General features: G+C 54.5%; 15 protein-coding genes. 14 read left to right on the plus strand and 1 reads right to left on the minus strand.

Going from position 1 to position 15,998, the window contains the following annotated elements:
- Positions 1-4 precede the first annotated feature (4 nt).
- Entirely contained in the window at positions 5-1,222 is a 1,218-nt protein-coding gene (gene fabB, locus ABK821_RS10390) for a beta-ketoacyl-ACP synthase I (RefSeq protein ID WP_343178237.1), read from the plus strand.
- A 401-nt stretch (positions 1,223-1,623) separates the two neighbouring features.
- Positions 1,624-2,832: an MFS transporter gene (locus ABK821_RS10395; RefSeq protein ID WP_308560965.1), complete on the plus strand. Its 1,209-nt coding sequence runs from the start codon at positions 1,624-1,626 to the stop codon at positions 2,830-2,832.
- Between the two features lie 5 nt (positions 2,833-2,837).
- Here the strand turns inward: ABK821_RS10395 and flk are convergent, their stop codons facing one another.
- Positions 2,838-3,797: a flagella biosynthesis regulator Flk gene (gene flk / locus ABK821_RS10400; protein ID WP_308560963.1), complete on the minus strand. Its 960-nt coding sequence runs from the start codon at positions 3,795-3,797 to the stop codon at positions 2,838-2,840.
- Between the two features lie 123 nt (positions 3,798-3,920).
- Between flk and pdxB the strand changes: the two genes are divergently transcribed.
- The 12 genes from pdxB to hisJ all read left to right on the plus strand — a co-directional run bounded on the left by pdxB (position 3,921) and on the right by hisJ (position 15,939).
- On the plus strand, positions 3,921-5,057 hold the full coding sequence (pdxB, locus tag ABK821_RS10405) for a 4-phosphoerythronate dehydrogenase PdxB (protein ID WP_138361407.1): 1,137 nt from the start codon (positions 3,921-3,923) through the stop codon (positions 5,055-5,057).
- A gap of 62 nt (positions 5,058-5,119) precedes the next feature.
- Positions 5,120-6,133: an aspartate-semialdehyde dehydrogenase gene (locus ABK821_RS10410; protein WP_138361406.1), complete on the plus strand. Its 1,014-nt coding sequence runs from the start codon at positions 5,120-5,122 to the stop codon at positions 6,131-6,133.
- On the plus strand, positions 6,133-6,942 hold the full coding sequence (truA, locus tag ABK821_RS10415; protein WP_138361405.1) for a tRNA pseudouridine(38-40) synthase TruA: 810 nt from the start codon (positions 6,133-6,135) through the stop codon (positions 6,940-6,942). Before ABK821_RS10410 ends, truA begins: the two co-directional genes overlap by 1 nt.
- A gap of 146 nt (positions 6,943-7,088) precedes the next feature.
- A complete protein-coding gene (locus ABK821_RS10420; protein WP_138361404.1) occupies positions 7,089-7,748 on the plus strand; it encodes a DedA family protein in 660 nt (219 codons plus the stop codon).
- A 194-nt stretch (positions 7,749-7,942) separates the two neighbouring features.
- On the plus strand, positions 7,943-8,857 hold the full coding sequence (gene accD, locus ABK821_RS10425; RefSeq protein WP_138361459.1) for an acetyl-CoA carboxylase, carboxyltransferase subunit beta: 915 nt from the start codon (positions 7,943-7,945) through the stop codon (positions 8,855-8,857).
- A 72-nt stretch (positions 8,858-8,929) separates the two neighbouring features.
- Positions 8,930-10,198 (plus strand): bifunctional tetrahydrofolate synthase/dihydrofolate synthase, encoded by a 1,269-nt coding sequence (folC, locus tag ABK821_RS10430; RefSeq protein ID WP_138361403.1) that lies wholly within the window; start codon positions 8,930-8,932, stop codon positions 10,196-10,198.
- On the plus strand, positions 10,188-10,871 hold the full coding sequence (gene dedD, locus ABK821_RS10435; RefSeq protein ID WP_138361402.1) for a cell division protein DedD: 684 nt from the start codon (positions 10,188-10,190) through the stop codon (positions 10,869-10,871). Before folC ends, dedD begins: the two co-directional genes overlap by 11 nt.
- Positions 10,872-11,069: 198 nt before the next feature.
- Positions 11,070-11,558, plus strand: a complete 489-nt coding sequence (gene cvpA, locus ABK821_RS10440; RefSeq protein WP_138361401.1) for a colicin V production protein — start codon at positions 11,070-11,072, stop codon at positions 11,556-11,558.
- Between the two features lie 33 nt (positions 11,559-11,591).
- Positions 11,592-13,109 carry an amidophosphoribosyltransferase gene (purF, locus tag ABK821_RS10445; RefSeq protein WP_138361400.1) on the plus strand — a complete coding sequence of 506 codons (1,518 nt, stop codon included), beginning with the start codon at positions 11,592-11,594 and terminating at the stop codon, positions 13,107-13,109.
- 145 nt (positions 13,110-13,254) lie between these two features.
- Positions 13,255-13,839 carry a UbiX family flavin prenyltransferase gene (locus tag ABK821_RS10450; RefSeq protein ID WP_138361399.1) on the plus strand — a complete coding sequence of 195 codons (585 nt, stop codon included), beginning with the start codon at positions 13,255-13,257 and terminating at the stop codon, positions 13,837-13,839.
- A gap of 277 nt (positions 13,840-14,116) precedes the next feature.
- Entirely contained in the window at positions 14,117-14,899 is a 783-nt protein-coding gene (gene argT, locus ABK821_RS10455) for a lysine/arginine/ornithine ABC transporter substrate-binding protein ArgT (RefSeq protein WP_138361398.1), read from the plus strand.
- Between the two features lie 257 nt (positions 14,900-15,156).
- A complete protein-coding gene (hisJ, locus tag ABK821_RS10460; protein ID WP_138361397.1) occupies positions 15,157-15,939 on the plus strand; it encodes a histidine ABC transporter substrate-binding protein HisJ in 783 nt (260 codons plus the stop codon).
- Positions 15,940-15,998: the final 59 nt, after the last annotated feature.

Here is a 15,998-nt window from a genome sequence, read left to right on the forward strand (position 1 = left end):
TTGAATGAAACGTGCAGTGATTACTGGCCTGGGCATCGTTTCCAGCATTGGTAATAACCAGCAGGAAGTCCTGGCATCTCTGCGTGAAGGACGCTCCGGGATCACTTTCTCTGAAGAATTTAAAGATTCAGGAATGCGTAGCCACGTATGGGGTAACGTCAAGCTGGACACAGCCGGTATGATTGACCGCAAAGTGGTTCGTTTCATGAACGATGCCTCTATCTATTCCTATCTCTCCATGCAGCAGGCGATCGAAGATGCTGGCCTGAAAGACGAGGTTTATCAGAACAACCCGCGTGTGGGCCTGATTGCCGGTTCTGGCGGTTCTTCTAAATCTCAGGTTTTCGGCGCTGACGCAATGCGTAGTCCGCGTGGTCTGAAAGCCGTGGGGCCTTATGTGGTGACCAAAGCGATGGCATCTGCGGTGTCCGCTTGCCTCGCGACACCTTTCAAAATCCACGGCGTGAACTACTCCATCAGCTCCGCATGTGCGACTTCCGCTCACTGTATCGGCAATGCGGTTGAACAAATCCAGCTGGGCAAACAGGACATCGTGTTTGCTGGCGGCGGCGAAGAGCTGTGCTGGGAAATGGCCTGTGAATTCGACGCGATGGGCGCATTATCCACCAAGTACAACCAAACACCAGCAAAAGCCTCCCGTACCTATGATACCCATCGTGACGGTTTTGTTATCGCCGGCGGCGGCGGTATGGTTGTCGTTGAAGAGCTGGAACACGCTCTGGCGCGCGGTGCGCATATCTATGCTGAAATTGTTGGTTACGGCGCAACGTCCGACGGTGCGGATATGGTTGCGCCATCCGGCGAAGGCGCGGTGCGCTGCATGAAGATGGCGATGCACGGCGTTGATACTCCTATCGATTATCTGAACTCTCACGGGACTTCCACGCCGGTTGGCGATGTGAAAGAGCTGGGCGCGATTCGCGAAGTCTTCGGTGATAACAGCCCGGCAATCTCCGCCACAAAAGCGATGACCGGCCACTCCCTGGGCGCTGCAGGCGTGCAGGAAGCTATCTACTCGCTGCTGATGCTGGAACACAGTTTTATCGCCCCGAGCATCAACATTGAAGAGTTGGACGAGCAGGCTGCAGGGCTGAACATCGTGACCGAGCCGACAGAACGTGCGCTGACGACGGTTATGTCTAACAGCTTCGGTTTTGGCGGCACCAACGCCACGCTGGTGATGCGCAAATACAAGGCATAACCTGCCATCGTTGAAAAAGGAGCCAGTCGGCTCCTTTGAGGCTGATGACAAACCTGATTTAGATATTGTGCTCGCATTTCTGCCGGGTGGCGGCTATCGCCTTATCTGGTATACAAAACCAATAATATCATCATGTTATGGGTTTTTCGTAGGCCCGCGCAAGCGAAGCGCCGCCGGGCAATTCCGGAAAAACGCACTTTGTCAGCAATCTGAAAGGAGCCAGTCGGCTCCTTTTTTATCCTGTTGACAGACCCTTGCGTCTGCAGGCAAACTCCTGCCACAACATTATTCTCTCCGATAATGCGTAAGCGTTTAACGTCATCCAACGCGCCTTAATCCTGACAATCAGGTGGAGAAGGCGTGGCTATTACCCCGCCTTACTCTGCGAACTGGAGTAAAGCATGTCTGCAGTAATGAAAACCAAAATCTCCTCTTCAGCGAACGGTTCGTTATTTCGTATCACGCTTGCCATTTTCCTGACCTATATGACCGTCGGTCTGCCGCTGACCGTGATCCCTTTGTTTGTCCATCAGGAACTGGGCTTTGGCAACACTATGGTGGGTATCGCCGTAGGTATCCAGTTTCTGGCAACCGTGTTAACTCGCGGCTATGCCGGTCGCCTGGCGGATCAGTATGGCGCGAAGCGCTCCGTACTCCAGGGGATGCTGGCCTGTGCGCTGGCGGGCGGCGCCTGGCTGTGCGCTGCGCTGTTGCCGGTATCGGTTTTGGCGAAGTTTGGCATACTGATTGTCGGGCGTCTGATTCTTGGGTTTGGCGAAAGCCAACTGCTGACGGGTAACCTGAGCTGGGGCATGGGGCTGGTGGGGCCATCGCGTTCCGGTAAGGTGATGTCGTGGAATGGTATGGCAATATATGGCTCGCTAGCGACAGGGGCCCCGTTGGGACTGTTAATCTACAGCCATTATGGTATCCCTGTGCTGGCCTGCGTCACCATGCTGTTGCCGTTAGTCGCATGGGCGATCAACGGTACGGTGCCAAAAATACCGGCTCACGGTGGCGAGCGCCCGTCGCTGTGGAGCGTTGTGGGGATGATCTGGCGGGCAGGTATTGGACTTGGGCTGCAGGGAGTGGGTTTCGCCGCGATAGGCACATTCATTTCGCTCTATTTTGCCAGCAATGGCTGGGCGATGGCCGGTTTTACGTTAACCGCGTTTGGCGGGGCGTTTGTGCTGATGCGCGTGCTGTTTGGCTGGATGCCGGATCGTTTTGGCGGCGTGAAGGTCGCCACCGTTTCGCTGCTGATCGAAGCGATAGGGTTGACGCTGCTTTGGCTGGCGCCAAATGCCTGGGTGGCTCTGGCGGGGGCCGCGCTAACCGGCTGCGGCTGTTCGCTTATCTTCCCGGCGCTGGGGGTAGAGGTCGTGAAGCGGGTGCCGCCCCAGGTGCGCGGCACTGCGCTTGGCGGTTATGCCGCGTTTCAGGACATCTCTTATGGCGTGACGGGGCCGCTTACCGGGCTGCTGGCGACTTCTTTAGGCTACTCTTCCGTCTTCCTGGCCGCAGCGATATGCGCTGTTCTGGGGATTGTGGTGACGCTACTGTCATTGCGCCACCAGGCGAGTACCCTGGTCCGGCATACGGGGGGATGATGGTTTTACATCATCAACCACAGCAGGATGAGTAGTACGATCAGCGTCAGCGCGATGACCCACGGTTTTTTGAATACCCGTCTGGGCGAGGCGGGGGGAGACTGAACCGGGGGAATGGTCAGTGTCTCCTGTGCTCTGGCGACTCTGAGAACAAAGATTTTGTTAAGCAGGGTCAGCAACTGTGCCGCGCTTAGCGGTGTTTGCGCTGTCACGTGCCAGCTGGTTTGGGCAAAACTCATCACTTTTTGCCACTCTGCCGCTTCAAGCGGCTGTTTTAATGCGGCCTGTAACGAGGTCAGCGTTGGCGCCGCCTGCGTGCTGAGCGTTTGCCGGGCGTGTAGCCAGTATGAGAGCGGGGTGAAGTGGGTAGCCGGGATCAGCTCCCCGCTTTTTACGCCGCTGAGCTCCAGCATGGACTGCCAGATGAGCTTACTGGATTCACCGGTGGCGGCGGCAAGTTTGGTCACCTGCTGATTGAGCGTGTTGTGTTCCGCAGGCAGCAGCGGGCGGTGCGTTGGCGGGCGCTGCTGAGGCTGAGGAATCGAGAGCTGGCCGCTTTGCAGTAATTGCAGCACATTTTCCAGCTGCGGCTGAGTGAGTGCGTGCAGTGAAGTCTGCCCGTCATGTTGACGAATATAATCGCTGACCGCCTGGCGAGTGTTGCCCTGGTTAAGCCGTTCGCTCAGTTGCGCCAGGACCTGCCGCCGGTGATGATTTTGTTGTGCAAGGATTAAGCGTTGATTCAGGCTATTTTCCGCGGCCGTAAAATGGTTTGCCAACAGCGGCGCATCACTCTTCAGGCCCAGATCGTGTTTGACACCGGCCCACACTTCCGCATTTTGCTGCGATGTTAACGCCACCAGGCGCGTAATCTGGCGCTCGAGTACGGTGCGTTGCTGCATGGTGAGCGGAGGTTCGCCTGTCTCCGGAGGGCGATCGGACATACCTGAAACGGGTTGCGTCATGACTAATCCTTTCCGTATTACTGTACTAAATTGCTGTACTAAGGGCCGGGGGATGATGTTCCTGGCGGCAAGATTATGGCACACTTCCCCGGTTTACACTCGCTCTCAGACAGGTACTGAATCGTGAAAATCCTTGTTGATGAAAATATGCCCTACGCGCGTGAGCTTTTTAGCCGTCTGGGGGAAGTGAAGGCCGTTGCGGGTCGTCCTGTCCCGGTCGACGCGTTAAACGATGCCGATGCGCTGATGGTTCGTTCCGTCACTAAAGTTAATCAGGCGCTGCTCGACGGCAAGGCTATAAAATTCGTCGGCACCGCCACCGCGGGCACCGATCATGTTGATCAGGAATGGCTGGCGCAGGCGGGGATCGGTTTTTCCGCCGCGCCGGGCTGCAACGCGATAGCGGTGGTGGAGTATGTGTTTTCAGCGCTGTTAATGCTGGCCGAACGCGATGGTTTTATGCTCCGCGATCGCACGGTTGGCATCGTCGGCGTCGGCAACGTCGGCGGGCGTTTGCAGAAGCGCTTTGAGGCGCTGGGGATTAAAACCCTGCTTTGCGATCCGCCGCGTGCCGATCGCGGAGATGAGGGCGATTTCCGCCCCCTTGATGAGCTGGTGCAGGAAGCGGATATTCTGACCTTTCATACGCCGCTATATAAAGAGGGGCAGTATAAAACGCTGCACATGGCGGATGAGGCGCTGATTCGCCGTCTGAAACCGGGGGCGATTTTAATCAATGCCTGCCGCGGCGCGGTGGTGGATAACGACGCACTGCTCAAATGCCTGGAGGAAAACCCGCCGTTAAGCGTGGTGCTGGACGTCTGGGAGCCGGAGCCGGACCTGAATACTGAATTGCTCAAGCGGGTTGATCTTGGCACACCGCACATTGCCGGCTATACCCTGGAAGGGAAAGCGCGCGGCACGACCCAGGTTTTTGAAGCCTATAGCGCGTTTATCGGTCATCCGCAGCAGGTGGCGCTGGATACGCTGCTACCGGCACCGGAGTTTGGCCGTATTACGTTGCACGGACCGCTCGATCAGGCAACGTTAAAACGACTGGTTCATTTGGTGTATGATGTGCGCCGCGATGATGCGCTGTTGCGAAAAGTCGCTGATGTCGCGGGCGAGTTCGACAAGCTGCGTAAAAATTATCAGGAACGCCGTGAATGGTCGTCGTTGTACGTACAGTGCAGCGATGCTCAGGCGGCGACGCTGTTGCGTCAGCTGGGCTTTAATGCCGTACATCATCCGATTCGTTAATATCATCTTAATGCGCCTGCCGGATACGCCGGCAGGGGCGCTTTTTTCTGGAGTACACCACCATGTCTGAAGGCTGGAATATTGCCGTACTGGGCGCAACGGGCGCCGTAGGCGAAGCCTTGCTCGAAACTCTTGCCGAACGTCAGTTCCCGGTGGGGGATATTTATGCGCTGGCGCGGGGTGACAGCGCTGGTGAACATCTGCGTTTTTCCGGTAAGTCGGTTGTCGTTCAGGATGCTGCCGAATTTGACTGGACTCTGGCCCAACTGGCCTTTTTTGCCGCCGGTGTTGAAGCAACCGCGACGTATATCGAAGAGGCCACTCAGGCGGGCTGCCTGGTAATTGATTTAAGCGGCCTGTTCGCGCTGGAGCCGGATGTGCCGCTGGTGGTGCCGGATGTGAATCCGTTTGTCCTTGCGGATTACCGCAATCGCAATGTTATCGCGGTACCAAACAGCCTGACCAGCCAGCTATTGTCGGCGTTGAAACCGTTGATCGATCAAGGCGGTCTGTCGCGTATCAGCGTAACCAGCCTGCTTTCCGCTTCCGCACAGGGGAAAAAGGCGGTCGATGCGCTGGCTGGCCAAAGCGCCAAATTACTGAATGGTATGCCGATCGATGAAGACGATTTCTTTGGTCGTCAACTGGCATTCAACATGTTGCCATTGCTGCCCGATCGTGAAGGTAGCGTGCGCGAAGAGCGCCGTATTGTCGATGAAGCACGTAAAATTCTGCAGGATGACGGTCTGATGATTTCCGCCAGCGTTGTCCAGTCTCCGGTGTTCTACGGCCACGCGCAGATGGTCAGCTTTGAAGCGCAACGCCCGCTGGCGGCGGAAGAAGCGCGCGATGCTTTTGGCCGCGGCGAAGATATCGAGCTGTCCGAGGAGAGCGAATTCCCGACCCAGGTGGGCGATGCATCCGGCAACGCCCGTCTTTCAGTGGGGTGTGTTCATAATGATTACGGTATGCCTGAGCAGGTACAGTTCTGGTCCGTTGCCGATAATGTTCGCTTTGGCGGCGCGCTGGTTGCGGTGAAAATTGCTGAGAAGCTGGTTCAGGAGTATCTCTACTGATGTCCGGGATGGAACAGCCGGTCTATAAAATTGCGCTGGGCATTGAGTATGACGGCAGCAAGTATTATGGCTGGCAGCGGCAGAACGAAGTCCGTAGCGTACAGGAAAAACTGGAAAAGGCGTTGTCGCAGGTGGCCAATGAGCCGGTTAACGTCTTTTGCGCGGGGCGTACTGACGCCGGTGTTCATGGCACCGGGCAGGTGGTGCATTTTGAAACCCGCGCGCTGCGTAAAGACGCGGCATGGACGCTGGGGGTTAATGCAAATTTACCTGGCGATATCGCGGTACGCTGGGTTAAGGCAGTGCCGGAAGACTTTCACGCCCGTTTCAGCGCCACGGCGCGCCGTTATCGTTATGTTATCTATAATCATCGTTTGCGCCCGGCGATATTGAGCCGCGGCGTCACCCATTATTATCTTCCTCTGGATGCCGGGCGGATGCATCGCGCCGCCCAGTGTCTGCTGGGAGAGAATGATTTCACTTCGTTTCGGGCGGTGCAGTGCCAGTCGCGTACGCCGTGGCGTAACGTGATGCACATTAACGTCGCGCGTTATGGCGCTTATGTGGTGGTGGATATCAAAGCGAATGCCTTTGTACATCATATGGTAAGGAATATTGTCGGCAGCCTGATGGAAGTAGGTGCCGGTAACCAGCCAGAGAGCTGGATTGCAGAACTTCTGGCGGCAAAAGACCGGACGCTTGCCGCCGCAACGGCAAAGGCCGAGGGATTGTATCTGGTATCGGTGGATTATCCGGCCCGCTACGACCTGCCGGTCATGCCGATGGGCCCGCTGTTTTTGGCGGACTAATACATACTCGACGTCATTCGAGCAGCATGATAAACACGCGACGGCGCCAGCAGGAAGGCGGCGCATAGATGGACCGGATACGCCGCAGCCAACGCGCATGCAGTTTGAGATATGATGAATGGAGTTATTAAGGGCTAACGCAAATTATGGATCTGATTCATTTTTTAATTGATTTTATCCTGCATATTGATGTGCATCTGGCTGAACTGGTTGCGCAATACGGTATCTGGGTATACGCGATTCTGTTTTTGATTTTGTTCTGTGAAACCGGTCTGGTGGTAACGCCTTTCCTGCCCGGAGATTCTCTGCTGTTTGTGGCAGGGGCGCTGTCAGCGCTACCGACCAACGATCTCAATGTGCATTTAATGGTGTTATTGATGGTGATTGCCGCAGTTGCCGGCGATGCGCTGAACTACACTATTGGTCGGCTTTTTGGCGAAAAGCTATTCAGCAATCCTCATTCTAAAATCTTCCGCCGCAGCTATCTGGACAAAACGCATCGTTTCTACGAGCGCCATGGCGGGAAAACGATTATTCTGGCGCGTTTCGTGCCGATCGTCAGAACTTTTGCGCCATTTGTCGCGGGGATGGGGCATATGTCCTATCGGCATTTCGCGATGTATAACGTGGCTGGCGCGTTGCTGTGGGTACTGTTGTTTACTTACGCAGGCTATCTGTTTGGCGATTTGCCGATCGTACAGGAAAATCTGAAGCTGCTGATTGTGGCGATTATCATCCTTTCGGTACTGCCAGGCGTGATTGAAGTCATCCGTCACAAGCGGGCAGCGGCGAAACAGGCGAAATAACGCGGTGAATTTCTTCGGTCGGTACACTGTCGTCCGAAGAGTAAAGTGTGAGCGGTTCGACCACTTTTTTATCCCATGTTACGGGATGTTATGATTTAATGTGCAACATTCATGGTCTGTAAGGGGCAAAAATGGCATTATGCGCCCCTTGCGACAAAACTGGCATCGACCAGGTTCTGGTAGAAAGGTTATCAATGAGCTGGATTGAACGAATTAAAAGCAATATAACCCCCACCCGTAAGGCGAGTATCCCTGAAGGTGTATGGACCAAGTGCGACAGTTGCGGTCAGGTATTGTACCGGGCAGAGCTGGAGCGCAACCTGGAGGTTTGCCCTAAGTGCGATCACCATATGCGCATGTCGGCGCGCAATCGCCTGCATAGCCTGCTGGACGAAGGTTCTCTTGTGGAGCTGGGAAGCGAGCTCGAGCCAAAAGATGTGCTGAAGTTCCGCGATTCGAAAAAGTATAAAGACCGTCTGGCATCAGCCCAGAAAGAGACTGGCGAAAAAGACGCGCTGGTGGTCATGAAAGGCACCCTGCATGAAATGCCGGTTGTTGCCGCTGCTTTTGAGTTCTCCTTTATGGGAGGATCAATGGGGTCTGTGGTCGGCGCGCGTTTTGTGCGTGCGGTCGAACAGGCTCTGGAAGACCACTGTCCGCTGATTTGCTTCTCGGCCTCTGGCGGCGCGCGTATGCAGGAAGCGCTGATGTCGCTGATGCAGATGGCGAAAACCTCCGCGGCGCTGGCGAAAATGCAGGAGCGCGGGCTGCCGTATATCTCCGTGCTGACCGATCCGACGATGGGCGGGGTATCGGCGAGCTTTGCCATGCTGGGCGATCTCAACATCGCTGAGCCAAAAGCACTGATCGGTTTTGCGGGTCCCCGCGTTATCGAACAGACCGTGCGTGAGAAACTGCCGCCGGGATTCCAGCGCAGTGAGTTTCTGATTGAGAAAGGGGCGATCGATATGATCGTTCGTCGCCCGGAAATGCGCCTGAAGCTGGCCAGTATTCTGGCGAAGCTGATGAACCTCCCGACGCCAAATCCGCAGCTTGCGCCGGAAGGCGAAGTGGTGCCAGCGGTGCCGGATCAGGAACCCGAGGCCTGATGATACAGAGGGCGGGCCTGACGGCGCTGCCCTTTTTTTTACGCGTAGTTATCTTAACTCTTGCCGGATATCATGGAAAAACAACCTATTCCTCAGGCCGCGTCGCCCCTGGCAACGTGGCTTTCTTATCTGGAACATCTGCACAGTAAAGCGATTGACCTCGGGCTGGCGCGTGTCAGCGAAGTGGCGAAGCGGATGTCAGTATTAAAACCCGCGCCGTTTATCTTTACGGTAGCGGGAACCAACGGCAAAGGAACCACCTGCCGTACCCTGGAATCGGTACTGATGGCGGCGGGTTATAAGGTTGGCGTCTACAGTTCGCCGCATCTGGTGCGCTATACCGAGCGGGTGCGGGTGCAGGGCGAGGAACTGCCGGAACTCGCGCATACGGCCTCTTTTGCGGAAATTGAAGCCGCGCGCGGCGAGATTTCCCTTAGCTATTTTGAATTTGGTACCCTTTCGGCACTGTGGCTGTTTCAGCAGGCGCAACTCGACGTGGTGATTCTGGAGGTTGGACTTGGCGGCCGCCTTGACGCGACCAATATCGTCGATGCCGATGTGGCGGTGGTGACCAGTATTGCGCTCGATCATACGGACTGGCTGGGGCCGGATCGCGAAAGCATTGGCCGTGAAAAGGCGGGTATTTTTCGCGCCCGGAAGCCAGCTATTGTTGGTGAACCGGATATGCCGCTGACTATCGCCGGGGTTGCCAGTGAAAAAGGCGCGTATCTGCAGCGCCGCGATGTTGACTGGCATTATAAAACAGCCGCGCAGAGCTGGTCGTTCAGCGATCGGCGCGGCACACTGGCCAATCTGCCGCTGCCGCAGGTACCTCTGCCGAATGCCGCGACCGCGCTTGCCGCCCTGCGCGCCAGCGGGCTTAAGGTTGACGAGCAGGCGATTCGCGAGGGGATTCAAAATGCGATGCTTCCGGGGCGCTTTCAGATAATCAGCGATACTCCACGGGTGATCCTGGATGTTGCGCATAATCCACACGCGGCGGCTTACCTCGCCGGGCGTCTCAAAACCTCAGGGAAAACGGGGCGCGTACTGGCGGTGATTGGTATGCTGCATGACAAGGATATCGCGGGTACGCTGGAAAACCTGAAAGCGGAAGTTGACGACTGGTACTGTGCGCCGCTGGAAGGGCCGCGTGGCGCCACGGCGGCACAACTGATGGAACATTTGCGCGCAGGCCAGGTCTATACCAGCGTCGCGCAGGCGTGGCATGCGGCGATGGCTGATGCCAGACCAGAAGATACGGTGCTGGTGTGTGGTTCATTCCATACGGTGGCGCATGTAATGGAAGAGATAGACGCGGGGAGAATCGGTGGCCAGTAAGTTTCAGAACCGTTTAGTCGGGACGATCGTGCTGGTGGCGCTGGGGGTGATTATCCTGCCAGGGCTGCTGGATGGTCAGAAAAAACACTATCAGGATGAGTTTGCGGCCATTCCGCTGGTACCAAAACCGGGGGATCGCGATGAGCCGGATATGCTGCCAGCGGCGACGCAGGCGTTGCCTTCACAGCCTCCGGAAGGGGCGGCGGAAGAGGTGAGAGCCGGGGATGCCGCGGCGCCATCGCTCGATCCGTCGCGGATCCCGGTGAACAGTAACAGTTTTGATGTGGCGCAGGAGCCGGTTGTGACGGCAAAATCGCAACCTCAATCTCCACCGAAACCTCAGCCTGCACCTAAACCTGAACCGAAACCTCAGCCTAAGCCGGTCGAGAAACCACAGCCGCAGAAGCCGGCTGAAATTCCGGCGCCGACCGGTAAAGCTTATGTTGTGCAGTTGGGCGCGCTGAAGAACGCCGATAAGGTCAATGAGATTGTCGGCAAGCTGCGCGCCTCCGGGTTTACTGTCTACACGGTGCCTTCGACGCCGGTGCAGGGGAAAATCACGCGCATTCTGGTGGGGCCGGATACCTCGAAAGAAAAGCTGAAGGGGCAGCTTGGCAAGCTGAAGCAGCTTTCAGGACTCAGCGGCGTGGTGATGACCTACAGTCCGAACTAACCCTATTCTCTTTTTAGCTGAGAAGAGTGTAATCTGTGAACAGCCTCCGCTGAAGGGGTGTAAGGCGGTATGGCGTTGAATGTTTTTTCAGCGCCATTTTTATTTCTGTAGGGTATGGAAATCCCTACGCAAACGTTTTCTTTTTCTGTTAGAATGCGCCCGAACCGGAAGACAGGGCGTGAAAATCGTGGGACGTATATGGTCTGGATTGATTACGCCATTATTGCGGTGATCGGTTTTTCCTGCTTGGTTAGCCTGATCCGCGGCTTTGTTCGTGAAGCTTTATCTCTGGTAACCTGGGGATGCGCTTTCTTTGTTGCCAGCCATTACTACACTGACCTGGCTGTCTGGTTCACGGGCTTTGAAGACGAACTGGTTCGAAATGGGATTGCTATCGCGATACTGTTTATCGCAACGCTTATCGTTGGCGCTATCGTTAATTTTGTGATCGGTCAACTGGTGGAAAAAACCGGCTTGTCGGGTACCGATAGAGTGTTAGGGATCTGCTTTGGCGCCCTGCGTGGTGTGCTAATCGTCTCGGCGATGTTGTTCTTTCTCGATAGCTTTACCAGTATGGCGAAAAGTGAAGACTGGCAAAAGTCTGAGCTGATCCCGCAGTTCAGTTTCGTTATCAGATGGTTCTTTGACTATCTGCAGAGCTCGTCAAGTTTCTTGCCCAAAGCATAAGCGTTGGGATGTAGCTTAACGAGGAAAAGACGTATGTGCGGTATTGTCGGTATCGCCGGTGTTATGCCGGTAAACCAGTCGATTTATGACGCGTTAACGGTGCTTCAGCATCGTGGGCAGGATGCCGCAGGCATCATCACTATTGATGCGAACAACCGTTTCCGTTTGCGAAAGGCGAACGGTCTGGTGAGCGATGTTTTTGAAGCCCGCCATATGCAGCGTTTGCAGGGTAATATGGGGATTGGTCACGTTCGTTACCCGACGGCTGGCAGCTCCAGCGCCTCTGAGGCTCAGCCTTTCTATGTTAACTCGCCGTACGGCATGACGTTGGCGCACAACGGTAACCTGACCAACGCTCACGAGCTGCGTAAAAAACTGTTTGAAGAAAAACGCCGCCATATCAACACCACCTCCGATTCCGAAATCCTGCTCAATATCTTCGCCAGCGAGCTGGACAATTTCCGCCACTACCCGCTGGAAGCCGACAATATTTTTGCGGCGATTGCCGCGACCAACCGGCAGATTCGCGGCGCCTACGCCTGCGTGGCGATGATTATCGGTCACGGTATGGTTGCCTTCCGCGATCCGAACGGTATTCGTCCGCTGGTATTGGGTAAGCGCGATGTGGGCGATGGCCGCACCGAGTATATGGTTGCGTCGGAAAGCGTGGCGCTGGATACGCTGGGCTTTGAGTTTCTGCGTGACGTCGCGCCAGGTGAAGCCATATACATCACAGAAAAAGGCCAGTTGTTTACCCGCCAGTGCGCGGAAAACCCGGTCAGTAATCCATGCCTGTTCGAGTACGTGTATTTTGCGCGGCCGGACTCATTCATTGACAAAATTTCCGTCTATAGCGCCCGCGTCAATATGGGGAGAAAACTGGGTGAGAAAATCGCCCGTGAATGGGAAGATCTCGATATTGATGTGGTGATCCCTATTCCGGAAACCTCCTGCGATATCGCGCTGGAAATTGCCCGCATCCTCGATAAGCCATACCGCCAGGGCTTCGTGAAAAACCGCTATGTGGGCCGTACCTTTATCATGCCTGGCCAGCAGCTGCGTCGTAAATCCGTACGGCGTAAACTGAACGCCAACCGTGCTGAGTTCCGCGATAAGAACGTGCTGCTGGTTGATGACTCCATCGTGCGCGGCACCACGTCAGAACAGATTATTGAGATGGCGCGTGAAGCCGGGGCGAAGAAAGTGTATCTGGCCTCTGCTGCGCCGGAAATTCGCTTTCCGAACGTGTATGGCATTGATATGCCAAGTGCTAATGAGCTGATTGCTCATGGCCGTGAAGTGGATGAGATCCGCCAGCTTATCGGCGCAGATGGCTTGATTTTCCAGGGCCTGAACGATCTGATCGATGCGGTTCGTGCGGAGAATCCGGATATTCAGCAGTTTGAATGTTCGGTGTTCAACGGTATCTATGTCACCAAAGATGTCGATCAGCGGTATCTGGATTATCTGGATACTCTGCGTAATGATGATGCGAAAGCGGTTCAGTTGCAGAATGAAGTCGAAAACCTGGAGATGCACAACGAAGGGTGAGTCTTACGGGTTATCATATGGCCTGCGCTCGTAAGAGCGCGGGCCATTTTTTTGGTGATTCATCATCCATCGCAACGTTATGCTGTTGCGTTAGAGAGGATAATCCGGCAAAGTTTGCGCCACTGTGTAAGAAGGAGCAATTACCGTGAAGCGACTCATTGTTGGTATTTCCGGCGCCAGCGGCGCAATTTATGGCGTGCGATTGCTCCAGGTTTTACGCGATGTGTCTGATGTCGAAACTCACCTTATTGTAAGTCAGGCTGCACGGCAGACGCTGGCGCTGGAAACGGATTTTTCACTGCGTGAAGTGCAGGCGTTAGCCGATGTGGTTCACGATGTTCGCGATATTGCCGCCAGTATCTCTTCCGGTTCGTTTAAAACCGCCGGGATGGCGATCCTGCCGTGTTCGATGAAAACCCTGTCCGGCATTGTGCATAGTTATACCGATGGTTTGTTGACCCGGGCTGCGGATGTGGTGCTCAAGGAGCGCCGCCCTCTGGTGCTGTGCGTGCGGGAAACGCCGTTCCATACCGGTCACCTGCGTTTACTGCTCCAGGCGGCGGAAATGGGCGCGGTGATCATGCCGCCGGTGCCTGCGTTCTATCATCGCCCGCAAACCCTTGACGATGTGATTAACCAGACGGTTAATCGCGTTATCGATCAGTTTGATATTACCCTTCCACAGGATCTTTTCACCCGCTGGCAGGGCGCACAGGATTGCACTAAATAAGTGCAATGCATCCGTGAGTGTGCTCTTGTGGTGCAATTTTGTCGTCCCGATCAAATCCCCGATATTTAATTTGCTTTTTTGCGTTCTGGCGCTGCGGTTTATCCGTTATTGCTGGTATCTTTCCCTTTAAGACAAATACGCAACCTTTAATTAACAAATTTAACGTTGTTTTCTGTAGTCATTGTGAAAATGGCATAAAATGTGCAGGAATTTGTCGGCAGTACAAATAACAAGACGACGCATCGCATAACAATATCACGACACTTAAGGGTAACCTATGAAGAAGACGGTCCTGGCTCTCTCTTTAATGATGGGAATTTGCAGCGTTTCCAGCGCATTCGCTGCGCTGCCGAAGAGTATTCGCATTGGCACAGACCCCACCTATGCGCCTTTTTCATCAAAGGATGCGAAAGGGGATTTCGTGGGTTTTGATATCGATTTGGGCAATGAACTCTGTTCGCGTATCAAAGTTAAATGTACCTGGGTGGGCAGCGACTTTGACGCGCTGATCCCGTCGCTGAAGGCCAAGAAAATCGATGCTATCATCTCTTCGCTGTCGATTACTGAAAAGCGTCAGCAGGAGATCGCGTTTTCTGACAAGCTTTACGCGGCGGATTCCCGACTGATTGCCGCCAAAGGTTCGCCGATTCGACCGACGCTGGCATCCCTGAAAGGTAAACATGTCGGCGTACTCCAGGGCTCCACGCAGGAAGCTTATGGAAATGCATACTGGCGCAATCATGGTGTCGATGTGATCGCCTATCAGAATCAGGATTTAATTTATTCAGACCTTGCCGCTGGCCGTCTGGATGCCGCATTTCAGGATGAAGTCGCCGCCAGCGAAGGCTTCCTCAAGCAGCCCGCCGGTAAAGATTTTGCTTTTGCCGGCCCCTCCGTTAAAGACAAAAAATATTTTGGTGATGGTACCGGTATCGGGTTGCGTAAAGACGATACCGAGCTGAAGACGGCGTTTGATAAAGCACTGGCCGATATGCGTAAAGACGGTACCTACGACAAGATGGCGAAGAAATACTTCGATTTTAATGTATATGGTGACTAAGACGCCCGCAGGCCCGGAATGCCGGGCCATGTGGAACCGTCTTGCTCTTTATTGGTGCGTGAGTGATTTTTTTGAACCATCATGGTGCGCAAGATGGCCTCGTTGCACGATAAAATTGCATAGTTACGCGTTTCTGGTGCGAAAAGATTTCCTTTCTGGCGCAGAATGTTTTGCCTTATCGGGGCGAATAATGGCACGATAACTGGTGTAAGTGCTTCTAATAAACCCGTTAGAATGACAGTCTGTTGAGGATAGTTATGAAAAAACTGGCGTTGTCTCTCTCTTTAGCGCTGGCGCTTTCCAGCGTTTCCGCCGTATATGCAGCAATTCCGCAAAAAATTCGCATCGGTACCGATCCGACTTATGCCCCGTTTGAATCAAAAAATGCGCAGGGCGAATTAGTGGGTTTTGACATTGATCTGGCAAAAGAGCTGTGTAAGCGCATTAATACAAAATGTACCTTCATTGAAAACCCGCTGGATGCGCTGATCCCGTCCTTAAAAGCGAAGAAAATCGATGCCATCATGTCCTCGCTTTCGATCACGGAAAAACGTCAGAAGCAAATTGCCTTTACCGATAAACTTTACGCGGCAGATTCTCGTCTGGTGGTGAAAAAGGGGAGTGATATCACCCCCGATCTGGATAAGCTGAAAGGTAAACGTGTGGGCGTGCTGCAAGGAACAACGCAGGAAACCTACGGTAATGAATATTGGGCGCCGAAAGGCATTGAGATCGTCTCTTATCAGGGGCAGGACAATATTTATTCAGACCTGACAGCCGGACGCATTGATGCCGCGTTCCAGGATGAAGTGGCCGCCAGCGAAGGGTTTCTCAAACAACCCATCGGCAAAGATTATCAGTTTGGCGGTCCGTCGATTAAAGATGAGAAGCTGTTTGGCGTCGGTACCGGTATGGGACTGCGCAAAGAGGACAACGAACTGCGAGAAGCACTGAATAAAGCCTTTGCCGAGATGCGTAAAGACGGCACCTACGACAAGCTGGCGAAGAAATATTTTGATTTTAACGTGTACGGAGACTAACCATCTTGCGTACCCCATCGTGCGTCATTTGGCGCGCGATGGTCGATGACAGACAGGGT

It is taken from the genome of Klebsiella sp. KE9456 (genome assembly GCF_043832615.1).
Lineage (GTDB): Bacteria > Pseudomonadota > Gammaproteobacteria > Enterobacterales > Enterobacteriaceae > Klebsiella > Klebsiella indica.